Source organism: Pseudovibrio sp. Ad46, assembly GCF_001623065.1.
Classification (GTDB): Bacteria; Pseudomonadota; Alphaproteobacteria; order Rhizobiales; family Stappiaceae; genus Pseudovibrio.
In genome coordinates this window covers 116,034-135,162 of record NZ_LMCG01000049.1, presented here as the reverse complement: position 1 = coordinate 135,162, position 19,129 = coordinate 116,034, and the positions used below count along the sequence as shown (strand labels likewise).

At 51.0% G+C, this 19,129-nt stretch carries 15 protein-coding genes; 5 read left to right on the top strand and 10 right to left on the bottom strand.

Annotated features, from left to right (window positions below):
• Window positions 1–50: 50 nt before the first annotated feature.
• The 5 genes from PsAD46_RS13770 to PsAD46_RS13750 form a co-directional block, all read right to left on the bottom strand.
• Window positions 51–818, bottom strand: coding sequence for an SDR family NAD(P)-dependent oxidoreductase (locus tag PsAD46_RS13770; RefSeq protein ID WP_063307224.1), 768 nt, complete (start codon window positions 816–818; stop codon window positions 51–53).
• A gap of 111 nt (window positions 819–929) precedes the next feature.
• A complete protein-coding gene (locus PsAD46_RS13765; protein ID WP_057465918.1) occupies window positions 930–2,399 on the bottom strand; it encodes an adenylate/guanylate cyclase domain-containing protein in 1,470 nt (489 codons plus the stop codon).
• An 86-nt stretch (window positions 2,400–2,485) separates the two neighbouring features.
• Window positions 2,486–3,307: an MBL fold metallo-hydrolase gene (locus PsAD46_RS13760; protein ID WP_063293205.1), complete on the bottom strand. Its 822-nt coding sequence runs from the start codon at window positions 3,305–3,307 to the stop codon at window positions 2,486–2,488.
• A 13-nt stretch (window positions 3,308–3,320) separates the two neighbouring features.
• Entirely contained in the window at window positions 3,321–3,761 is a 441-nt protein-coding gene (locus tag PsAD46_RS13755) for a cyclic nucleotide-binding domain-containing protein (RefSeq protein WP_193757786.1), read from the bottom strand.
• A gap of 100 nt (window positions 3,762–3,861) precedes the next feature.
• Entirely contained in the window at window positions 3,862–6,453 is a 2,592-nt protein-coding gene (locus tag PsAD46_RS13750) for an ABC transporter ATP-binding protein/permease (protein ID WP_063307155.1), read from the bottom strand.
• Window positions 6,454–6,706: 253 nt separating this feature from the next.
• On the opposite strand from PsAD46_RS13750, the gene PsAD46_RS13745 reads away from it, so the two are divergent.
• The 5 genes from PsAD46_RS13745 to PsAD46_RS13725 are packed head-to-tail and all read left to right on the top strand — an operon-like array spanning window position 6,707 to window position 12,359.
• Window positions 6,707–7,948: a glycosyltransferase gene (locus PsAD46_RS13745; RefSeq protein WP_063307223.1), complete on the top strand. Its 1,242-nt coding sequence runs from the start codon at window positions 6,707–6,709 to the stop codon at window positions 7,946–7,948.
• A 2-nt stretch (window positions 7,949–7,950) separates the two neighbouring features.
• A complete protein-coding gene (locus PsAD46_RS13740; protein ID WP_063307154.1) occupies window positions 7,951–9,189 on the top strand; it encodes a glycosyltransferase family 4 protein in 1,239 nt (412 codons plus the stop codon).
• On the top strand, window positions 9,189–10,319 hold the full coding sequence (locus tag PsAD46_RS13735; RefSeq protein ID WP_057465914.1) for a glycosyltransferase family 4 protein: 1,131 nt from the start codon (window positions 9,189–9,191) through the stop codon (window positions 10,317–10,319). Before PsAD46_RS13740 ends, PsAD46_RS13735 begins: the two co-directional genes overlap by 1 nt.
• Window positions 10,319–11,518, top strand: a complete 1,200-nt coding sequence (locus PsAD46_RS13730) for a glycosyltransferase (protein WP_063307222.1) — start codon at window positions 10,319–10,321, stop codon at window positions 11,516–11,518. Before PsAD46_RS13735 ends, PsAD46_RS13730 begins: the two co-directional genes overlap by 1 nt.
• On the top strand, window positions 11,508–12,359 hold the full coding sequence (locus PsAD46_RS13725; RefSeq protein WP_063293209.1) for a polysaccharide deacetylase family protein: 852 nt from the start codon (window positions 11,508–11,510) through the stop codon (window positions 12,357–12,359). The genes PsAD46_RS13730 and PsAD46_RS13725 overlap by 11 nt, the downstream gene beginning before the upstream one ends.
• Here PsAD46_RS13725 and PsAD46_RS13720 read toward each other — a convergent pair.
• The 5 genes from PsAD46_RS13720 to PsAD46_RS13700 all read right to left on the bottom strand — a co-directional run bounded on the left by PsAD46_RS13720 (window position 12,334) and on the right by PsAD46_RS13700 (window position 19,082).
• Window positions 12,334–12,927: a class I SAM-dependent methyltransferase gene (locus tag PsAD46_RS13720; RefSeq protein ID WP_063293210.1), complete on the bottom strand. Its 594-nt coding sequence runs from the start codon at window positions 12,925–12,927 to the stop codon at window positions 12,334–12,336. The genes PsAD46_RS13725 and PsAD46_RS13720 overlap by 26 nt on opposite strands.
• 16 nt (window positions 12,928–12,943) lie before the next feature.
• Window positions 12,944–14,116: an ABC transporter permease gene (locus PsAD46_RS13715; RefSeq protein ID WP_063293211.1), complete on the bottom strand. Its 1,173-nt coding sequence runs from the start codon at window positions 14,114–14,116 to the stop codon at window positions 12,944–12,946.
• A complete protein-coding gene (locus PsAD46_RS13710; protein ID WP_063293212.1) occupies window positions 14,113–15,141 on the bottom strand; it encodes an ABC transporter permease in 1,029 nt (342 codons plus the stop codon). Before PsAD46_RS13710 ends, PsAD46_RS13715 begins: the two co-directional genes overlap by 4 nt.
• 126 nt (window positions 15,142–15,267) lie before the next feature.
• Window positions 15,268–17,184: an ABC transporter substrate-binding protein gene (locus PsAD46_RS13705; RefSeq protein ID WP_063293213.1), complete on the bottom strand. Its 1,917-nt coding sequence runs from the start codon at window positions 17,182–17,184 to the stop codon at window positions 15,268–15,270.
• Window positions 17,181–19,082, bottom strand: coding sequence for an ABC transporter ATP-binding protein (locus PsAD46_RS13700; protein ID WP_063293214.1), 1,902 nt, complete (start codon window positions 19,080–19,082; stop codon window positions 17,181–17,183). Before PsAD46_RS13700 ends, PsAD46_RS13705 begins: the two co-directional genes overlap by 4 nt.
• Window positions 19,083–19,129: the final 47 nt, after the last annotated feature.

Sequence of the window (19,129 nt, the reverse complement as noted above, 5' to 3'; positions counted from 1 at the left end):
GCAACCAGAAGCTGGCCTGAGAACTCAGCGCTCTCAGACCAGAGAATTGCTTAGCGCGGTGCCATGCGGATTGCGCCATCCAGACGGATGGTTTCGCCGTTCAGCATTGGGTTGGTGCAGATTGCTTCCACCAGCTGAGCGTATTCGTCGCCGCGGCCCAAACGGGATGGGAACGGCACCTGCTGACCGAGTGAGTCCTGCACTTCCTGAGAGAGGCCACGAAGCATTGGAGTTTCGAAGATACCCGGTGCAACAGTCATCACGCGGATACCGGACTTGGACAGATCTCGTGCAACAGGCAATGTCAGAGCGGCTATGCCACCTTTAGATGCTGCATAAGCTGCCTGGCCGATCTGACCGTCAAATGCTGCTACAGATGCAGTGGAGATGATCACGCCGCGCTCACCATCTTCTGTCAGTGGTTCAAGGCTTGCCATGCGTGTTCCAGCAAACGACGTACAGCGGAATGTGCCGACAAGGTTTACGTTGATCACCGTCTGGAACATATCCATTGGGTGCGGCTCACCACGAGAGGTGGTTTTTGCAACAGGCGCAATACCTGCACAGTTGACGAGAATACGTGTTGGGCCGTGCGCTACTTCAGCTGCATCCAGACCTGCTTTCACGCTGTCATCGCTGGTGACGTCCACTTTGACGAACTGACCACCAATCTCTTGTGCCAGTGCTTTACCAGCTTCTTCATTCACGTCGAAAAGAGTTACTTTAACGCCATGGCCAGCCAATTTCCGTGCGGTTGCCGCACCAAGACCTGATGAGCCGCCGGTTACAACGGCTGCAATTTCTTTATTAAGTTGCATGGAATCCCATCCCGATTCATTTTGTTTGCCCCGCTGTCTTTCAAAGCTCCCGCCAAAATTCTTTGAAAGCAGCAAAATGCTGGATTGCGGGTCGGCATGAGAAAATCATTCTCACGCCAAAGCCACAAGGTCTACTTTTCCATTGATTCCCGCAACACACTCAGACTTTAAATCTATCATGTTTCCCTTATACCCTTGTCGTAGAGCCATGGAATAACTTGCACCATCTGTCAGGAACCGCGTGCCCTGGACCTTGTTGGCGGCTTCCAGCTTTGCAGCGCGGTTGACAGCATCACCGATCACGGTGAACTCCAACCGGTCCCGCACACCAACAACTCCGACGCTGACCGGACCTGCTGCGACCCCTACACCAACTTCAAATTTCATGGGCCAACCTGCAGCTTCCAGATCGGCGCACTCTTCCTCCAGAATGTGAGTCAGTTCGACACCTGCTCGCAACGCGTCAGCTGCATACGTTTCGCTGTCTGATACAGCGCCGAAGGTTGCAAGAATTCCATCACCAAGGAACTTATCAATTTTGCCTCCCTCTCCCAAAATCACCTTTGCAGCTTTCTTTTGGTAGAGGCTCAAAACCCGCATGGTGGTTTCTGGCGGCAGTTTGGCGGCAGTTTTTGTAAAGGACCGGATGTCTACAAGAAGGATGGCAACATCCCGGATTTCACCGGTTCCAGCCATAAGCCTGCTTTCAGATTCCACAATGGAATTTGCAACTTCCGGCGTGAAAAAGCGGCTCAAGTCTTTTACTGCATTCTTCTGGCGAATGGCTGAGAAGAAGGTCCGGCGGGCTCTGAAAATCGAAAGGGCAAGAAGCGCTGTCACTGACAGGATGATTATCAACTTGTCTAATTCTGCCCCGATGAGAACTGCCTCGCCGGTCAGATATTCGATGTAGTTTCGAGTGATAAGTGTTGAGCCACCTTGATAGGTCAGAGCATAGAACACCAGCCCTAACCATCCCAAAGCTCCGAAAACGCCAGTGAGGATCACGTATCTTGGATCAAAGCGGAGGGCTCTCAGAGCGATGAACAGGAACAGGTACATCAAGGTCGGGGCCTTGAGGTAAAAAGTGGGATGCTGGGCATACTGGATATGGAAGGAGAAAATCAATCCGACCAGAAGCGCCACGTCTGCCATGATAGACAGGACCAGATACCAGACCGGCAGGGTGGTTCTGAAAGAGACGTAAATACGTATAAGCGTAAAGACGAGATAACAGGAAAAGGCGATGGGAACGAAGTTGAAGCCCATTGTGCCTTCGGCTCTTGGCGCCAGAGCGTACAGAACAGCGAAGAAGATGATGACTCCGAGCTGGACGATACCGATCAGACGTTCGGAGGCCGCTTCCTGACGCGCTACTTCACTACGCACACGTAAAGGCAAGTCCCCTTCCGGAGCTTTTGGCCCTAAAACACCGCGCTTCAGCTGCTGGTAGAAGTTAGGTTCAGCTTTTTTCTGGTAAGAGATGCCATGGAACTTTTCGCTCAAGTCCACATCCGGCTTTTTCTCAGATCCACGTTTTTTTGAAGGATCGGAATTTTCTGGACCACTTCCAACTGCCACACTTGTCTCCCGTCACACCATTCAACAGGTGTTGCTGGTTTGCTCGCAGTTTCATCCGATCTGTTGCGAGCGACGGGTGAATGAACTTAAGGTTTGAAGACCATCCCTTCAGAAGCCACGATTGCTCGTGGATGCATCTGCTGGGCAGCCAAACCTATCTCGTCCAATTCATCATCCGTGCGACGCGGATCGTGATGAAAGATCACGGGCGTTTTCACGTTGGCGCGCTGGCATATTCCGACCACATGCTCCCATGTGGAATGTCCCCAACCCTTATACTTAGGGTATTCGGCACAGGTGTACATCCCATCCTGGATCACAACATCTGCATCACGGATAAACTCTAGGACAGCAGCATCGTGAGATGCGCTCCCCATTTCGTGATCTGTGATGATGCACATGGACTTACCATTGTACTCCATCCGGTAGCCACAGGCACCGCCAGGATGGTTTAGCGCAACGGTTTTGATTATCAGCCCATTGTCTTTCTTCAGGGTGTCCCCTGCCTTGAAACTTTTAAAGGAAACAGCACTTAGCGTGTTCGCTCCTACCGGGAAAATAGGGGGCGACATGATCCGACAGATGATATCCTTCAAATCACACGGGTCATTAAAATGGCCTGCGGTTAGACGAATACTGAAATTGGGATCGTACGCCGGCTCGAAGAAGGGCAAACCACAGATGTGGTCTAGGTGTGTATGCGTGAAGAGAAGATCTATGTCGCGGTGCGGGCCTTTCATCAACTCTTTACCCAGATTGCGTGCACCAGACCCACAGTCGACCATCAACAGAACGTCTCCCGCCCGAATTTCAAAGCAGGCTGTTTCTCCGCCGTATCTAAGTGTTTCGGGACCAGCAGCAGCTGTTGAACCGCGAACACCCCAAATTTTAAGAGAAAACTCGTTCAAGTAATCTGGCCTTTCAAGTGGACGCAGGGCGTGCCTGCGCAAGTTCTCTGGTCGTTTTTTCCAATCGCAACGCCAATACACGCATAATCTCGAGCGAAACTTTCGGAAACTCCGCGATGAGCTTCAAAAAATCGTCTTTGGATATTGCCAGAATGTGAGTTGTACCCACTGACTGTAAGGTCGCTGTTCTTGGCACATCACACAGGATCGCAATCTCACCAATGATGGCATATTGTCCAACCTTCGCAACCTCATTTTCATCAACAAACACAGCAACTTCACCGGAAAGGACAACAAATGCACTGTCACCATCATCTCCCTGATGGCACAAATGCTCCCCATCCTGAAACTCCATGCGATCACTGATGAACGCAAGAAGACGCAGTTTGCTTGGTTCCAATCCCTGAAAGAGAGGGACACGGCTTAAAGCTTGGACTTCTGCATCAATAGTCACATTTCACTCCCAATAACTTGATGAGCATAGCTGAAGTTCTCCCAGCAAACTGTGTTCCAGCTCACATCATCTCGCCTTTGTTTCACCATAGTTCCCAAGACTATCTTTCGATAACCCTCCCATTTTCTAGGTGAAGCGTCGTAGAAAACTCCTCAGCAACACTTTCATTACTTACTCCGAACATGAGAATTTTATCACTCATGAGCTTCCTGAGGTCTTCGCGCAGGGTCTTATCTGTTGCACTTACACTGTTTGCTGTTTCATCCAGAACGTAGATGTGTGCATTCTTCAACAGGGCACGAACCAGACAGATCAACCTACGTTGATGGGAGGATAACTTCGCGCCAGCAATGCCCACCTGATAATCGAAGGCAGCGCGGCGAATTGGGGCGATCAGATCTCTTTCACGCACGAGCTCCTGCAGAACTTGTTGTATTTTCTGGCGGGCATCGCGGCGGTCTAACCTTGCGTGTCCGAAGACCAGATTGTCCTCGATGCTCAAAGTGGTGAGATAAGTGTCTGGATCAAAGAACTCGAAACGCTCATTGTCTTTGCCCACTGTTTCCATAAACTGTTTCCGAGCTGCCAGGATCTTCTCCCGCATATCATCATCCAAGACACCAAGGCGGTGCTTTGCTGGAATGAGCTTGAGCGCCAACGCAATCAAACGGGCCCGATCTACATCTTTTAGCCGTTTGCGCCGCTGTTCACCCTTTTGCTCATTCACAATACGGGCAAACTCCGGAAGATCCTCACGACTGATGAAAGAGTACCTGTTCAGCAAATCACTGTCTGCGCTGACATCAGCAAACAGTTCGACCATAGTCTTTGCAATTTTCAGTCCGATATCCGCCAGAAGCACATCAAACCCGGTCTCTTTGAGGAAAGCTGAAATCTGCGGGTCTGTCGGAACATGTTCAATGGTCATGAAGTGTTCTTTGGGACTTGCAAAAAACAGGTTCTGCGCAAGATTGGCGGACATGTTGAATTTTTCTGGGTCCCAGAATTCGACGAGATTTTGAAGTTTCGTGTCATTTTGGATTTTCTCGCGTAAGGCTTTCCGCGCCTCAACCAATTTGGGCATGAGGCCGCCATTGAGCTCTTCAGTCTCGCCTGGATTGATGACTGTCTCAACGCCCAGTAAGTACAAATCACGCGAGAAACCCGCCACTTTACATAGCTCAAGGGCTTTGTCTTCCAGTTGCTGCATGGACCCAGCATCGGCCAACTCGTAATCTTCCCAGCGCGCTTTCAAATCAAAGTACGGATTGAGTGTCATGGCAGCTTCCTTCAACTGGCGCTGCCTTTTCCTCAGATCGCTGCCTTCGTACTCTACCTTTTCCTGAGGCCTGTGGCGCAGCCCGTAGAAGAGGTTATCGCGAATTGTCCCTGTCCAGACATGCAAATGACCACCCACGTAGGCAATCTGCCGACCCAAGGTCGCTTCTGGCATGCTTTCGAAATTGGTGTTGTTGATGGTGACTGATCCTGACGTGGGGCTCAACAATCCAGCTGCCATCTGCAACAGTTCAGCGCGTCCAGAACCATCCACACCAGAAACAGCCAGTGGTTTACCAGGCTCGACATTAAGTGAAACATTATGCACTTCCTGCCCGGTCCCTACTCCTGATAGCGCTAGTTTATCCAAGGTGAGTGGGCCTGTGAGCACCAGAGATTCATCATCCAGCAGGCGTTGCTTGTCGTAGAGGTCAGGTGGATCAAAGTTCTCAACCACTGTCTGGTATTTGACTGAGACGTCTGCGGTCATTTGGTAGTAGGCCAGCAACTCTTTCCATGGACCAGCCAGATCCTTGTAGGCTGCAATCACCGCAATCAACGCACCGATACTGAGCTGCCCTTTGATGACCAGATAGCCGCCGATAAAGTAGAAGAAAAACGGCGTCAGCTGGTTCATGAAGTTATTGACGAACTTGATGAAGTACTTGCGATTATAGATATCGAAACGAATGCGGAAGTTTCGATAGAGTCTGTCTGAGAGGTCTGCTGAATGCCACGCTGAGGTGTCGTTGCTATGAATCTCGGAGATACCTGAGATGCTCTCCCCCACCTTATCCGCGATCACGCGCACATTCTTCACACGTTGGCGAGACAGGCGAACGACCTTCTGTTGAAGCTTGGGGATGATATATCCCTGCACCGGATAAAGTGAGATAGCGGCCAGCCCGAGCAGCGGGTCCTGCATGAAAATAAAGCCAACCTGAACGACCAGCATTCCGCCTTGATAGGCTGGTAAAGCGAAGGCCTCGCCAACAAAACCACCAACATCCTCGACCTCGGCGGTAATCATTGGTATGATCTCGCCGGAGCTGACCTTCTTAAAGTGAGGCAGGCGGAAGCGGAGTACGCGCTGAAACAGCTCAAACCGCAACTGGCGTAGCATCCTCTCACCCAGTCTACCCTTGTAGACGTTGAGGTAGAGCTTGATGCAGTTGCTAACAACAACAAGAACCAAAAACAAAATACATAGCACCGCCAGATACTGAATCTGACCGAGCTGCATTCCGAAAAGTTCTACTGGAAAATTGCTACCCTGAATTGCTTCATTGGTAATTGTCTTAGGTAGATCCAGCAGGATGTAACTCACCGGATAGGACAATATGGTGACTAGAAGAATCGCCACTTGATAGCGGGCTGAGTTCTTCCAGATGAATTGGAAAAGCGATTTTTCCATGTCCACTCCGATTAAGCTCAGATCAGGCTAACCCAAACTGAGGCGATGCGATTTACGCTCTAACTGACGCAAGGGAACCTTACGCTTCAAGATCTTAAAAAACGGCATAAACCCGCAAGATCCCTTGGATTTATGGGGGTACTTCTTTGGTGTTTAAACGCTTCAAAGCAGGTTTGACCGTTCCTTGGTGGCCCTCCCCCGCCAAACTGATCTGATGCTGAGGTTTATGCGCAGCAGATGGAATAAGAAGCGCATGACGGTAATGACGCCAAAAATTCTGATTTATAGCCACGACACCTTTGGATTGGGCCATCTGCGGCGGTGCCGCACAATCGCACAATCTTTGGTTGGCTCCTTCCAGGAAATGTCCGTTCTCATCCTTTCAGGATCTCCCATCATTGGTAGTTTCGAGTTTCGTTCCCGGGTCGATTTTGTCCGCATTCCGGGCGTGATCAAACTGCGCAGTGGTGAGTACACTTCGCTCTCCCTACAGCTTGATATCAATGAGACGATCGCCATCCGATCATCCATCATCGAACACACGGCCAAGGTGTTTAAACCTGATATCTTCATCGTCGATAAGGAGCCGCTTGGACTGCGCGGTGAGGTTCTCCCCTCGCTTCAATACCTCAAGGGGCAAAAAACACGGCTGGTTTTGGGTCTTCGCGATGTGATGGATGACCCGCATGTTCTGAAGGAGGAGTGGCTTCGCAAACGAGCCTACCCTGCTCTCAATGATCTTTATGATGAAATCTGGGTTTACGGCCCTTCAGTGATGAACAATCCATTGGATGGGCTTGGCTTTGACCAGTCGGTGATGGAAAAGACGCTTTTTACCGGTTACCTGCGCCGGTCAATGCCAAGTTCAGCTCAGGATTTCACAGCACCCTTTGACGGTGCCCCTTATGTGTTGGTGACCCCGGGCGGGGGCGGTGACGGTGTTGAGCTCGTCGATTGGGTCATACGGGCCTATGAAGCACGTTTGCGTCCCTTGTTCCCAGCTCTCATTGTCCTTGGCCCCTTCATGAGCAAGGCAGATGTCGAAGCATTCTCAACGCGTGCATCTCATTTGCGCGATGTTGAGATCCTTCGATTTACCCCAGAAATTGAGCCCTATATGGCCAATGCGACTGCTGTGATTGGCATGGGAGGGTACAACACATTCTGCGAGATCCTCTCCTTTGACAATCCAGCCCTTCTGGTTCCACGTGTTGTGCCACGCAGAGAGCAGGCTATTCGAGCAGAGCAAGCCCAGCGGCTGGGCCTTGCACAGATGCTTCCGATTGACTCATACCCGAGTGTTGAGCTGATGGTGAAAGCATTGGCAAACCTACCATTTATCGCACCACCGTCTCATGCTCATTCAGAAAACTATCTGGGTGGTTTGGATATTATCAATCTGCGAACTGCCGAAATTCTTGGCATGCGTGAACAACATTTATCACAACGTCTTGGTCCTCGAGACGATATCAAACTGACATATAATGCGGGGTAGTGATGGAAGTTGGTCGCATTGCTGTGGTTGTTAAAGGATATCCTCGTCTTTCCGAGACCTTTATTGCCCAGGAAATCTACGGTCTGCAGGAACGCGGTGTAGGCCAGCTTATTGTCGCGCTGCGCCGCCCCTATGATCCTTATGTGCATGACGTCCACGAGAAGATCACTTCCGACGTGCTTTACCTGACTGAGTATCTCAAGGATGACCCTCCTCGTGTCCAGAAAGCTATGGCATGGGCGAAGAAGCAACCGGCATATGCAGCAGCCAGAGCATGTTTTGAAAAAGACCTAGAGCACAAGAAAAATGCAGAGCGCTTCCGCCGATGGGGGCAAGCTTGTGTGATGGCTCATGAACTGCCAGAGGATGTTATCTGGATACACACGCATTACCTTCACAGCCCTTGTAGTGTTGCACGTTACGCAGCTCTGCTCTCGGGGCGTCGCTGGTCATTCTCTGCTCATGCCAAAGATATATGGACCACGGAACGATGGGAGCTTGAAACAAAACTTGCTGATGCTGTCTGGGGAGTAACCTGTACCAAAGCAAACCTTGCTTACCTGCGTTCCCTTTGCAAGGAACCTGACAAAATCAGTCTTGTTTATCATGGTCTCGATTTTTGCGGATTTCCTGAGGCTCCCCGTCCTGCCACGTTACGGGATGGAACAGGAGCAGACGGCGTTCGGATTATCTCCGTCGGGCGACTGGTAGACAAGAAGGGTTATGACAACTTGCTGCGCGCTTTCAGCAAACTCCCAAAGGACCTGAACTGGCACTTCACCCACATCGGTGGAGGTGAGCTGTCATGTTCACTCAAGGACCTTGGTGTGCAACTTGGTCTGAAAGACCGTATATCGTGGCTGGGAGCCCAACCGAGGAAGCTTGTGTTGGAAGAGATGGAAAACGCCGATATTTTCGCTCTTGCCTGTCGTGTCTCAAAGTCAGGTGACCGGGACGGTCTGCCGAACGTGGTGATGGAAGCGCAAGCTATGGCGTTGCCGTGTGTTTCAACAGAGGTATCTGCTCTTCCTGAGATCATTGAAAGTAATGAGACTGGTCTGCTTTGCCCTGCTGAAGACATCTCAGCCTTATCAGAGGCACTGCAGCTTCTGATCACCCGCCCTTCTGAGCGAGAGCGCATTGGAACCAATGCGTTTGAAAGCGTTCATCGCCGGTTCAGCGCCTCGCCCGGTTTGGATTTTCTAGAGGAGAAGTTCTCGAGAAGTTTGGAGCCCTGCTGATGAAAGTCGCCTTTACAGCGCCCATGAAGCCTATTGACCACCCTGTGCCTTCGGGAGACCGAACCATGGGGCGATTGATCGTGCGAGCATTGCATTTGGCGGGGCATGAGGTTGAAATTGCCTCCACTTTTCGCAGCTGGCGCGCTGAGGGTGGTGAGGACGTGACACGCGACGTGAAAGAGCTGGCGCTTACAGAGGCAAAAGCTATCGCAGAGCGCTGGATTGAACACAGTGAAGTGCCAGATGTGTTTCTCACGTACCACCTCTACCACAAAGCACCTGACTGGATCGGGCCGTACCTGTGCGCGAAATTCAACATTCCCTATGTGGTCGTGGAAGCCAGTCGTGCCCCAAAACGGCAAGCAGGCAACTGGGCTCTCGGGTTTAATGCAGCTGATGCTGCTCTTGCTCAGGCCAGTCAGGTGGTCGCCCTGACCAAATCTGATGCACAATGCCTGAAAGAGGTCCTGAATGAAGACGTTCTGACGGTTTTGCCACCGTTTTTGGAGACTGCGAAGTTTGAGGTCAGTCACAGTGTCACCAAAGGCTCGGCTGATGGAAAGATACGGCTGCTGTGTGCGGGTATGATGCGTGAAGGCGACAAGCAGTTTTCATACATGGTGCTTGCCGCCGCCCTGAAACAGATTGCCGATTTGCCATGGCGCTTGACCATTGCCGGAGATGGACCGGCCCGAGGTGAGATTGAACCGCTGTTTGATCCGGCGCGCACGGAGTTTGTCGGGCTCATCCCTTGGCAAGAGATGCCGCGTCTTTACCGGTCTCACGACATTTTTGTCTGGCCTGCCATTCGTGAAGCCTTTGGCTTTGTGTTTCTGGAGGCTCAATCCTGTGGCTTGCCCGTGGTTGGTGGGCGGGTGTTTGGTGTACCTGACATCGTGGAGGAAGGTACCAGTGGTTTGCTTTCAGATGAAGGCGACGCCTCTGCTTTAGCTCAGAACCTGATGTCTCTCATAAAAAACACACACAAGCGGGAGAATATGGGGCTCGCAGCTATAGAAAACATTCACAAAAACCATAGTCTTGAAGCTGGTGCGAGAGGGCTGGATAAGGTGCTCAACGCAGCTCTTGAACATCACAAATTTAAACGGAGAGTTCACGGAGGCCGATGATGAAAGCCTTCATCCATGTTCAGCACTTACTTGGCTCGGGCCATATCGTCCGGGCAGTGGCGCTTGCCAAGGCGCTGGTTCGTCAAGGCATTGCAGTGACCCTTGCAACTGGGAACCGTATTCCTGACACGCTGAATTGTGACGGGCTATCTGTTGTCCGGTTGCCTGCTGTGCGTGCTGCCAGTGCAAAATTTGATGTTCTGCTGGATGAGCATAACCTTCCAATTGATGAGGCGTGGTGGGAGAAGCGCATTACGGCAACCCTTTCTGCCTTTTCCTCTGAGCATTTTGACTTATTGATCACGGAAACCTACCCCTTTGGGCGCAGGATGTTTGCAGCTGAGATGACGCGTCTTCTTGAATGTGCTGGCAGCAAACTCTCCCCGCCCTGGGTCGTTTGCTCCGTGCGTGACATTCTGGTGCGCAAGGACGAGTTATGGAAGGAAGAATGGATGGCTTCACAAGCCTCCGCCTTTTATGATCGGATCCTTGTCCATTCAGACCCACAACTCATTACGTTTGATGAGAGTTTTCCGTTCTCAAACAGGGTGAGTTCGCATATCCGCTACACGGGCTATATCAGTGATGACCGTACAACATCCGCACCTTCAATTGACGGTGTAGGTGAGATTATTGTTTCGTGTGGAGGTGGAGCTGTCGGCTCTGCTTTGTTGCGGGCTGCGCTGTCTGCTCCCAACCATATGTCACCCAACATCAGCCATCGGTGGCGCGTGCTTGTTGGACAGGACGTTCCCGACGCTGAGTTCCACCAGCTTTTCAGGCACTCCTCATCAGAGCTCATTATTGAGCGGGCTCGAAAAGACTTCCCTGCGCTTTTGAAGAATGCCAAACTTTCTATTTCTCAAGCTGGTTACAACACGGTTGTCGATATCCTGCGTGCAGGCATTCCATCCGTTCTGGTTCCTTTCGCACAAGAAGCTGAGACAGAGCAAACTCAACGCGCGCTCAGCCTCATGAAGCATCACAGAGCGGTGGCTGTTCCCGAAAAAGTGCTCAGCCCTAATACGCTTGCACAAGCAGCACAAAAAGCACTCTCCCTTCCAGCGCCAGACTTACACGTGGCGCTCAATGGAGCGGAGATTTCAGCTCAAGTGCTTGCCGCAGATCTTGGCATGGAAACACCCATGGACCACGCACTCGGGATTATCTGGGAGAGGAACGTTTCTCGTGATCTCTAGTATCGCTCCTGTCGTTGAGCCTGTTCCGGAAACCGAACAATTCGCAGGTGACGGCCAAGGGGTGTTTGAACATCATCTCACCCAGCACCTCAATTGGTTTGAAGAGCGCGGCCTTATTGTCAAGTTCTGGTGGCGGGACGATGATGCTGTTTCGCCAACTCCTGCGCTTGAAGAATTGCTTGTGTTTTCTGACCAGTTCCGCATTCCGCTTTCGCTTGCCGTTATTCCCAAGTTCGCAACAGATGCACTCGCACAGCGTCTTGCGAACACGCAGGATGTTCATGCCGTTCATCATGGTTGGCAGCATAAGAATTATCAGAAGAAAATATACGGCGAGAAAGCCAGTGAGTTTGGCTGGCGGCGAACGTCTAAGGAGATGGCAAAAGAACTGGCAGAAGGCCGAGTGATCCTGCAAAACTTGTTCGGTGAACGCTTTGTGCCGTTGTTTGTGCCTCCCTGGAACCGGATTGCGCCCCGTGCTGTGCAACTCCTCAAGCAGCAAGCCGATTACGGATTATCCGCATTTACCTGGATCAATCATTTCCGCCTGCCACGCCTCCAAAGCCACGTCGACATCATCAAATGGAAGAAAAACAAACGCTTTATCGGTTGGGAGGCCGCTCGCAAACGGTTAGATTTGCAGCTTTGCCGACGTCGAACCAATGTCGCTGAGCCGATCGGACTGCTGACACATCATCTTGATCACGGTGAAGGCTGCTCTGAGTTTCTGGAGGCATTTTTCAAGCTCACGTCTGCTCATCCTGCAGTTAAATGGCTTAGTTCTCGAGACCTTCTGGATCAAGCAAAACGCGATTTCACTTTGGCTGCCGGGCAGGTCTGACCAACCGAAGTTTCCACCCTACATTCTTTGAAAAAGACTTTAACTCAAGGTCATCGAGCACTTGCCAATGATCTGTTTTGTCCGTTTCATCCCAGATCTTCTTAATGGACTTGTTTGCCCCTGATTTTTCTCGCGCTGGCGTGTACATGGAGATTGCAATAACGCCGTCATCTTCAAGAAATTGTGCATAGCGATTGAGTTGCAACTCTGGCTCTTCACAAAAGTAGAGCACTTCATTGAAGACAACTGCTGAGAACGTCTCCTCTGGATTAGCGTTGAAGCTCTCAAGATCAGATTGCACCAGTTGCACATGCTCCTCCACAACCTTGGCATTGCTTAGTGCAATTTCTGAGAGATCGACACCACAATACCGCTGTAAGCCTGATGACTTGAGATAGTGATACAGAATTGCTTCACCGCAACCGACATCAAGGACCGCACGTGTTGCTGCAGTTTGCCTAAGCCATGCGGAGAGAATTCCGTAGCGCGCAGCCTCTTTGATATCATTAAGAAAATGCCAGCGACCTGCTTCGTACTGGCGATCCCAATCACCTGAGAGATCTTCCATTATATTGAGGCTCCAGCTACTTATACGGATCAGCTGCATCGCGCAGCCCGTCGCCCATGAAGTTGAAGGCAAGCACGACAATGATGATCGGAATAACCGGCGCCATCAACCACGGATAAATGGTAACAACGGAGATATTCTGGGCTTCATTGAGAAGAACACCCCAGGATACAGCAGGCCTCCTCAGTCCGAGATTCAAGAAGGACAGAGCCGTTTCACCAAGTATCATCGCCGGTACAGAAAGCGTTGCTGATGCAACAAGGTGACTCGTGAAACCGGGAAGCAAGTGTTTGACGATAATACGACTTGGGCTAGCGCCCATCAGAGCTGCAGCCTTGGCATATTCTTCTTCTCGCAGTGAGAGCAATTTAGATCTGACGGCACGCGCCAAACCCGGCCAGTCCAACAGGCCCAGAATGACCGTCAGGCCGAAGTAAATCCAGACTGGCGACCATGTTATGGGCAAGGCGGCAGATAGAGCCATCCAGAGTGGGAGTTCGGGCAATGAGCGCATAATTTCGATAACGCGTTGAATTGAGCTATCGATCCACCCACCGAAGAAACCAGCAAGTCCGCCGAGCAAGACACCAAGCACCATGGATATGCTTACACCGACAAGACCAATGGTGAGAGACAGCCGTGCTCCATAGACGAGGCCTGAGTATTGATCACGCCCCAATCTGTCCGTACCTGCAATAAACAGTGTCCCGTCTTTCGCAGGGCAAATGACGTGAAGGCTTGCGGGAAACAAGCCCCAGAACTTGTAGGGGTCTCCTTTGCAAAAGAACCGGAGCTTTTGAACTTTTGTGGTGTCTGTTTCATAGACCCACTTCAAATTTTCCAGATCAACTGAAGGGTTCAGACCATACACAAAGGGTCCAACCAACTTGCCTTCATGGAACAAGTGGATGGCTTGTGGCGGAGCAAAGAGGAAATCTACGTTTCGCTTTGCCACTGGATAAGGTGCAATAATTTCTGCAAAAGGGACGCATAGGTAGAAGAAGAAGAGAATGATCGCTGAGATAACGGCCAGCTTATGCTTGCGGAACTTCCACCAGATGATTTTCCATTGTGGCGCTTGATAATATCTCTCCTGCTCTCGGGTCAGGATCTCTACATCCTTGGGGTCAAAGCCCTTTGGGTTGACGTAGTGCTCTGCTTTGTCCTCTCCACGTTCGCCCGGGCTCATTGTCTTGCCCCTTCTTTGCCAAGGCGAATTCGTGGATCCAGATAACCAAGCAAGACATCAGAGACCAACATGCCAATCAATGTGAGGATAGAGACGAAGAGGAGGATAAACCCTGCAAGGAACTGGTCCTGCGATTGAAGTGCTCCAAGAAGGACAGGACCGACAGTGGGAAGGTTGAGGACGACAGAAACAATAACCGAGCCTGACACAAGCGAGGGAATTAAATTGCCTATATCTGCTATGAATGGGTTGAGAGCGACACGAAGGGGATATTTGACGAGGAGTTTGCTTTCTCGCATTCCCTTTGAACGAGCAGTGGTGACGTATTGCTTATAGATCTCATCCAGAAGATTAGCGCGTAATCGGCGGATCATGGCGGCTGTGCCGGATGTTCCGATGACAATCACCGGAACAATAAGATGTGCCACAATAGACAGGGCTTTACCGCCGCTCATGGGTTCGCCAATGTAGTGCTCCTCCATGATGCCCCCTACCGTCAGTCCAAACCAGCTGTTGGCCAGATACATTAAAACCAATGCCAACAGGAAGTTAGGGGTCGCTAGACCGAGGTATCCAATAAGTGTGAAGGTGTAATCCCCCACCGAATACTGATGTGTCGCGGAGTAAATGCCGATAGGAAAGGCAACGCAGTAAATGAAGAGGATCGTAGCAAGGTTGAGCGCAACTGTAAGCGGCAATGTTGGGCCAACCACTTCACCGACTGGCTGGTCATACTCAAAGGACCAGCCCCAATTGCCCTGAATTAATCCATCAAAACCATTGGGTCCGGGCCAGAGCCCCACCCAAATTCCGTAACGCTCCACAAACGGCCTATCGAGAGCGAACTCTTTACGCAGAAACTCCAATCTGCCAATGGAAGCACTTTCTCCGGTTGAGCGGAGCATGGAGATCTGGTTGGAGATGTAATCCCCTTCCGGCAATTCAATGATGAAGAAAACCAGGAAACTGATGGCAGCAAGCGTTGGTATCATCACCAACAGCCGCCGCAGGATGTAATTGAGCACCCGCTTCCCTTTCTTTTCTCACACCACTCGTGGGTGAAGTCTAAAGGAGCTCTCTTGGCTTTCTCTGAGAAAATCTAATCAGGTTTGAGAAGCCCTATTAGCCCGCGCTTAAGGCAAGTGAAATAATCAATGAGGGAGATCGTCTTCATCCGGTAAGAGATCTTCAAAAAAGAAGAGATCCATGCGGTGGATGCCGAACTGAGCACCGGGATCCCATCCATAAATGCCCATTTCAGGTACATTCAAAAGCCCCTTAACAACCACCGGCTGCCGGACAGCATTGACCAGACCGATATGAATTGTTTCATCTGCGTGAATCTGCAGGATTTGCTCCCAAATCATATCCCGTTCTTCAAAACTACTGCTCACGAGCCATTGATCAAAGAGCTCAATCAATCGAATTGCCGGGGGCCAATCAGGTTTAACACCTGCGTGTCCGTCACTCTCATAGTAGTTGCCCCATGGAGCCCATGAGAGAAAATCTTCGCGCGTGGGAGCATAATCTATCGGCGGCATATCTGCTGTTGGTACACCGTTTTCAAAACCGGACCAGACAGACATCATCAAAGTTCCAGAGAGCGCGCGAGCCCGGATCGTGTCGCGCTGGCTTGGGCGGATAAAAGCAGAAACACCGATTTCCTTCCAGGTTTCTGCAACAAGCTCCAGCGCATCATCCTGTTCAGCACTCTCGCCTGTGGTCTCAATAATGAGTTGCAGCGGGCGTCCGTCTTCCAGCAAGCGTACGCCGTCTCCTCGCCTATCTGTCAGTCCAATATCATCCAGCAACTGGTTGGCAAGGTCTGGATTAAATTCCGCCCAAGCCGTTTGAAAATCTGGCTGATACAGCGGAGAAATGTTGAGAACCGTATCGTTGCCAGCTCTCCCCAAACCAAAATAAAGCACTTTATTTATGAGTTCACGATCAATGCCCAACGAGAGTGCATGGCGAAATCTGCGGTCCTGCATGAGTTTGCGCCATGTTGGGTCTTTGACGCTGAGGTTGGGCAGGATCGAAATCTCAGATCCCTTGGAGTTGAGCCAGAGACGGGTGTCATAATCCTGTGTCTGTTCACCACGTTTAAGAACGGAAATATCAGAGAACCCAAGCCCACGTGCCTGCAAATCACTTTCACCAGCCAGCGCCTTTGCCGGAATAAGTTTACCATCCACCACATCCATAATTATGCGGTCGATATAGGGAAGTTGCTGGCCTGCACTGTCTACGCGATGGAAGAACGGATTGCGCTCCATAACTGCCCTGCGATCACCCGAAGTGTTTCGTGGCACCCATGGCTGCAACGTGGGGATATGCGGATTGGATGCGCCGTACATGTCGTCCATGCGGTTGAACAAAGGTGCCCACCCACGCACTTTCTCAATTCGAGCAATCTGCCTGATAAATTCCGGATTTCCATATTCTTCATGGAACTGCTTCATGTAAGCAGCTGGCCGGTAAATGAACGGTGGGCGTGCTTTTGCAAGTTCTTGCAGGAACAGAGGATTTGGCTCATGCCACTCAAAACGAACAGTCGTCTCATCAATAACTGAGAACTCAGGACCTTCACCATCCACCAGCATGAACCCTGGTAGGCCGATGGGGTTCAGTTCCTCGTTTAGGGCGACATCTTCAAACCAAAACCGAAAGTCTTCTGCATTAAAGGAACTTCCATCAGACCATTTATGGCCTTCACGCAGATTTAGAGTGAAGACCTTGTCATAGTGATTGTCTACGCTCTCCAAAATGTCTGGATTTAACTCGAGGTTTTCATTGTATCCAACCAGCCTTGCATAGCCCCACACATTGATCAGGCGCACGTCTTTAGGCCGCGAAATGAGCGTATGCATCGCACCACCCTGCACTCCGATTACACGGCCAATATCATCAGGGTAGGTCACAAGTGGTTCTTTGGGAACACGATCTACGATAGATGGCAGGCCCGGCGGAATTCCCGGAGTTTCCTTCAGGACCAGAGCTGCCGAGACCGTAGGTACTGCGAGACTGATAAGCATAACAACCGTTGTGAGGAGGCCAAATTTTCTCATATATGGCTCCCCCCTAAACCCACGATATCGCGCATGCTTTCCATTCCCGGAGCACATACCCAATGATCTGTCTCAATCTCAACCAAATACGGTACGGTTGAGTAGCGCATCCGGTAGGGCGAAGGCCATTGTGTCGGGTCTGAGCTTGCGGTTCCTGCCAGAGATGAAAAATCCAGTTTGTGGTCCAAAGAGGGTTCTGGCACTGCTTTGAGAAGTGTACGCGTATAGGGATGGATCGGATTATCTATGATCTGCCGCGTTGGTCCGACTTCGACAACCTTGCCCTTGCACATAACTGCTATGCGATCAGAAATGTAGTCAACCACAGCAAGGTTGTGGCTGACGAAAACATAGGTCAGGCCCAACTCATCTTTGAGGTCTTTGAGAAGGTTCAAGATCTGTGCCTGAACGGAGACATCAAGCGCTGATGTTGGTTCATCGCAAATTAAGAACTCCGGGTTTAGCGCCAGAGCTCTTGCGATCCCGATACGTTGTCTTTGCCCTCCGGAGAAGGAATGCGGGTAACGACGCAGATATCTTGGCGACAAGCCGACAAGATCAATCAGTTCCCGGATGCGCGCTCCTTGACTGAGGCTGTCGCCCATACGGTGTATGACGAGCGGCTCCTGCAAGATCTCGTTGAGTGTACGGCGTGGGTTTAACGAAGAAAACGGGTCCTGAAAGATAATTTGAGCCCGTTTACGGTATTGGAAGAGCTCTTTTTCAGAAAAACCCTGAATATCGCGTGCGCCGTCCTCAGTGGTGTAGGAGATTTTGCCACGCGTCAAAGGAAAAGCTCGCAGCATAGCAAGCGCGGCTGTGGTTTTTCCGGAACCTGACTCTCCAACAATACCAAGGCATTCACCTCTACGGACCGTCAAAGATACATTGTCGAGTGCGGTTGTCATGCCTCTGCGTTTTTTGCCGCGCAGGTTCTTGAATGTGAAGTTCTTACAAACGCCTTCCAGCTCAATGAGCGGCGTTCCACGGAATGCGCGAGCTTTGCCAACCGGACTTGGCTGAAAGTCAGAATGATGCGTGCGGGGTTTGATTGGGCGGATTGGAACAAGGCGTTCATCCGGCTCCATAGAAAGCGAAGGAACCGCGTTGAGCAGCGCTTTCAGATAAGGGTGCTGCGGGGTCAGGAACAGGTCTTCAACACTACCCTTTTCCATGACCTCACCGTTGTAGACCACGACAACCTCATCAGCCATATTTGTGACTACACCAAAGTCATGCGTGATCATGAGTAGCGTCATGTTCAGTTCAGCTTGCACTTCCTTAATCAACTTCAGAATTTCGGCCTGAATGGTAACATCCAGCGCAGTTGTCGGCTCATCTGCAATAAGAAGCGTGGGGCGGCAGATCATCGCCATGGCGATGAGTGCGCGTTGCCGTAAGCCGCCAGAGAGCTCAAATGGATAGGCACGGATTGCGCGCTCGGGCTCAGGGAAATGAACCAGACGCAGCATATCCTTGGTCAGTTCCTGGGCTTCTTTAGTGCCAACAAAGCGGTGCAGTTTTGCTGCTTCGCTGATCTGATCTCCAATGGTGTGCAGTGGTGAGAGCGAGACCATGGGCTCTTGAAAGATCATTGCAATCTGATCGCCGCGAATGGCGCGCATGGCAGGACCAGCCGGAGGCAGTTTTGCAATGTCTACTTTCTCACCGTTTTTGCGATTGTCCCGAAATAAAATTTGACCTGATGTGATGCGAGATTTTGCAGGAAGGATCCCCATAACCGCCCTGGAGATCACGGTCTTGCCAGACCCTGACTCACCAACCAAAGCGACGCATTTGTTTTCCGGGACACTAAAAGACACATCGCGGACAACTTGGTGATGCCCTTCGTCTCCATGAAACTCTACCGACAACCCTTTGACGTCAAGCAGGTTCACGTGCGTCCCTTCCTCACTGGCCTGTTGCTAGCGCACGCGAGAAAACC

Coding starts and splice junctions, on each gene's coding strand:
- PsAD46_RS13770 (WP_063307224.1), bottom strand. CDS start 818: ATGCAACTTAATAAAGAAATTGCAGCCGTTGTAACCGGCGGCTCATCA.
- PsAD46_RS13750 (WP_063307155.1), bottom strand. CDS start 6,453: ATGGAAAAATCGCTTTTCCAATTCATCTGGAAGAACTCAGCCCGCTAT.
- PsAD46_RS13745 (WP_063307223.1), top strand. CDS start 6,707: ATGACGGTAATGACGCCAAAAATTCTGATTTATAGCCACGACACCTTT.
- PsAD46_RS13740 (WP_063307154.1), top strand. CDS start 7,951: ATGGAAGTTGGTCGCATTGCTGTGGTTGTTAAAGGATATCCTCGTCTT.
- PsAD46_RS13735 (WP_057465914.1), top strand. CDS start 9,189: ATGAAAGTCGCCTTTACAGCGCCCATGAAGCCTATTGACCACCCTGTG.
- PsAD46_RS13730 (WP_063307222.1), top strand. CDS start 10,319: ATGAAAGCCTTCATCCATGTTCAGCACTTACTTGGCTCGGGCCATATC.
- PsAD46_RS13720 (WP_063293210.1), bottom strand. CDS start 12,927: ATGGAAGATCTCTCAGGTGATTGGGATCGCCAGTACGAAGCAGGTCGC.
- PsAD46_RS13715 (WP_063293211.1), bottom strand. CDS start 14,116: ATGAGCCCGGGCGAACGTGGAGAGGACAAAGCAGAGCACTACGTCAAC.
- PsAD46_RS13705 (WP_063293213.1), bottom strand. CDS start 17,184: ATGAGAAAATTTGGCCTCCTCACAACGGTTGTTATGCTTATCAGTCTC.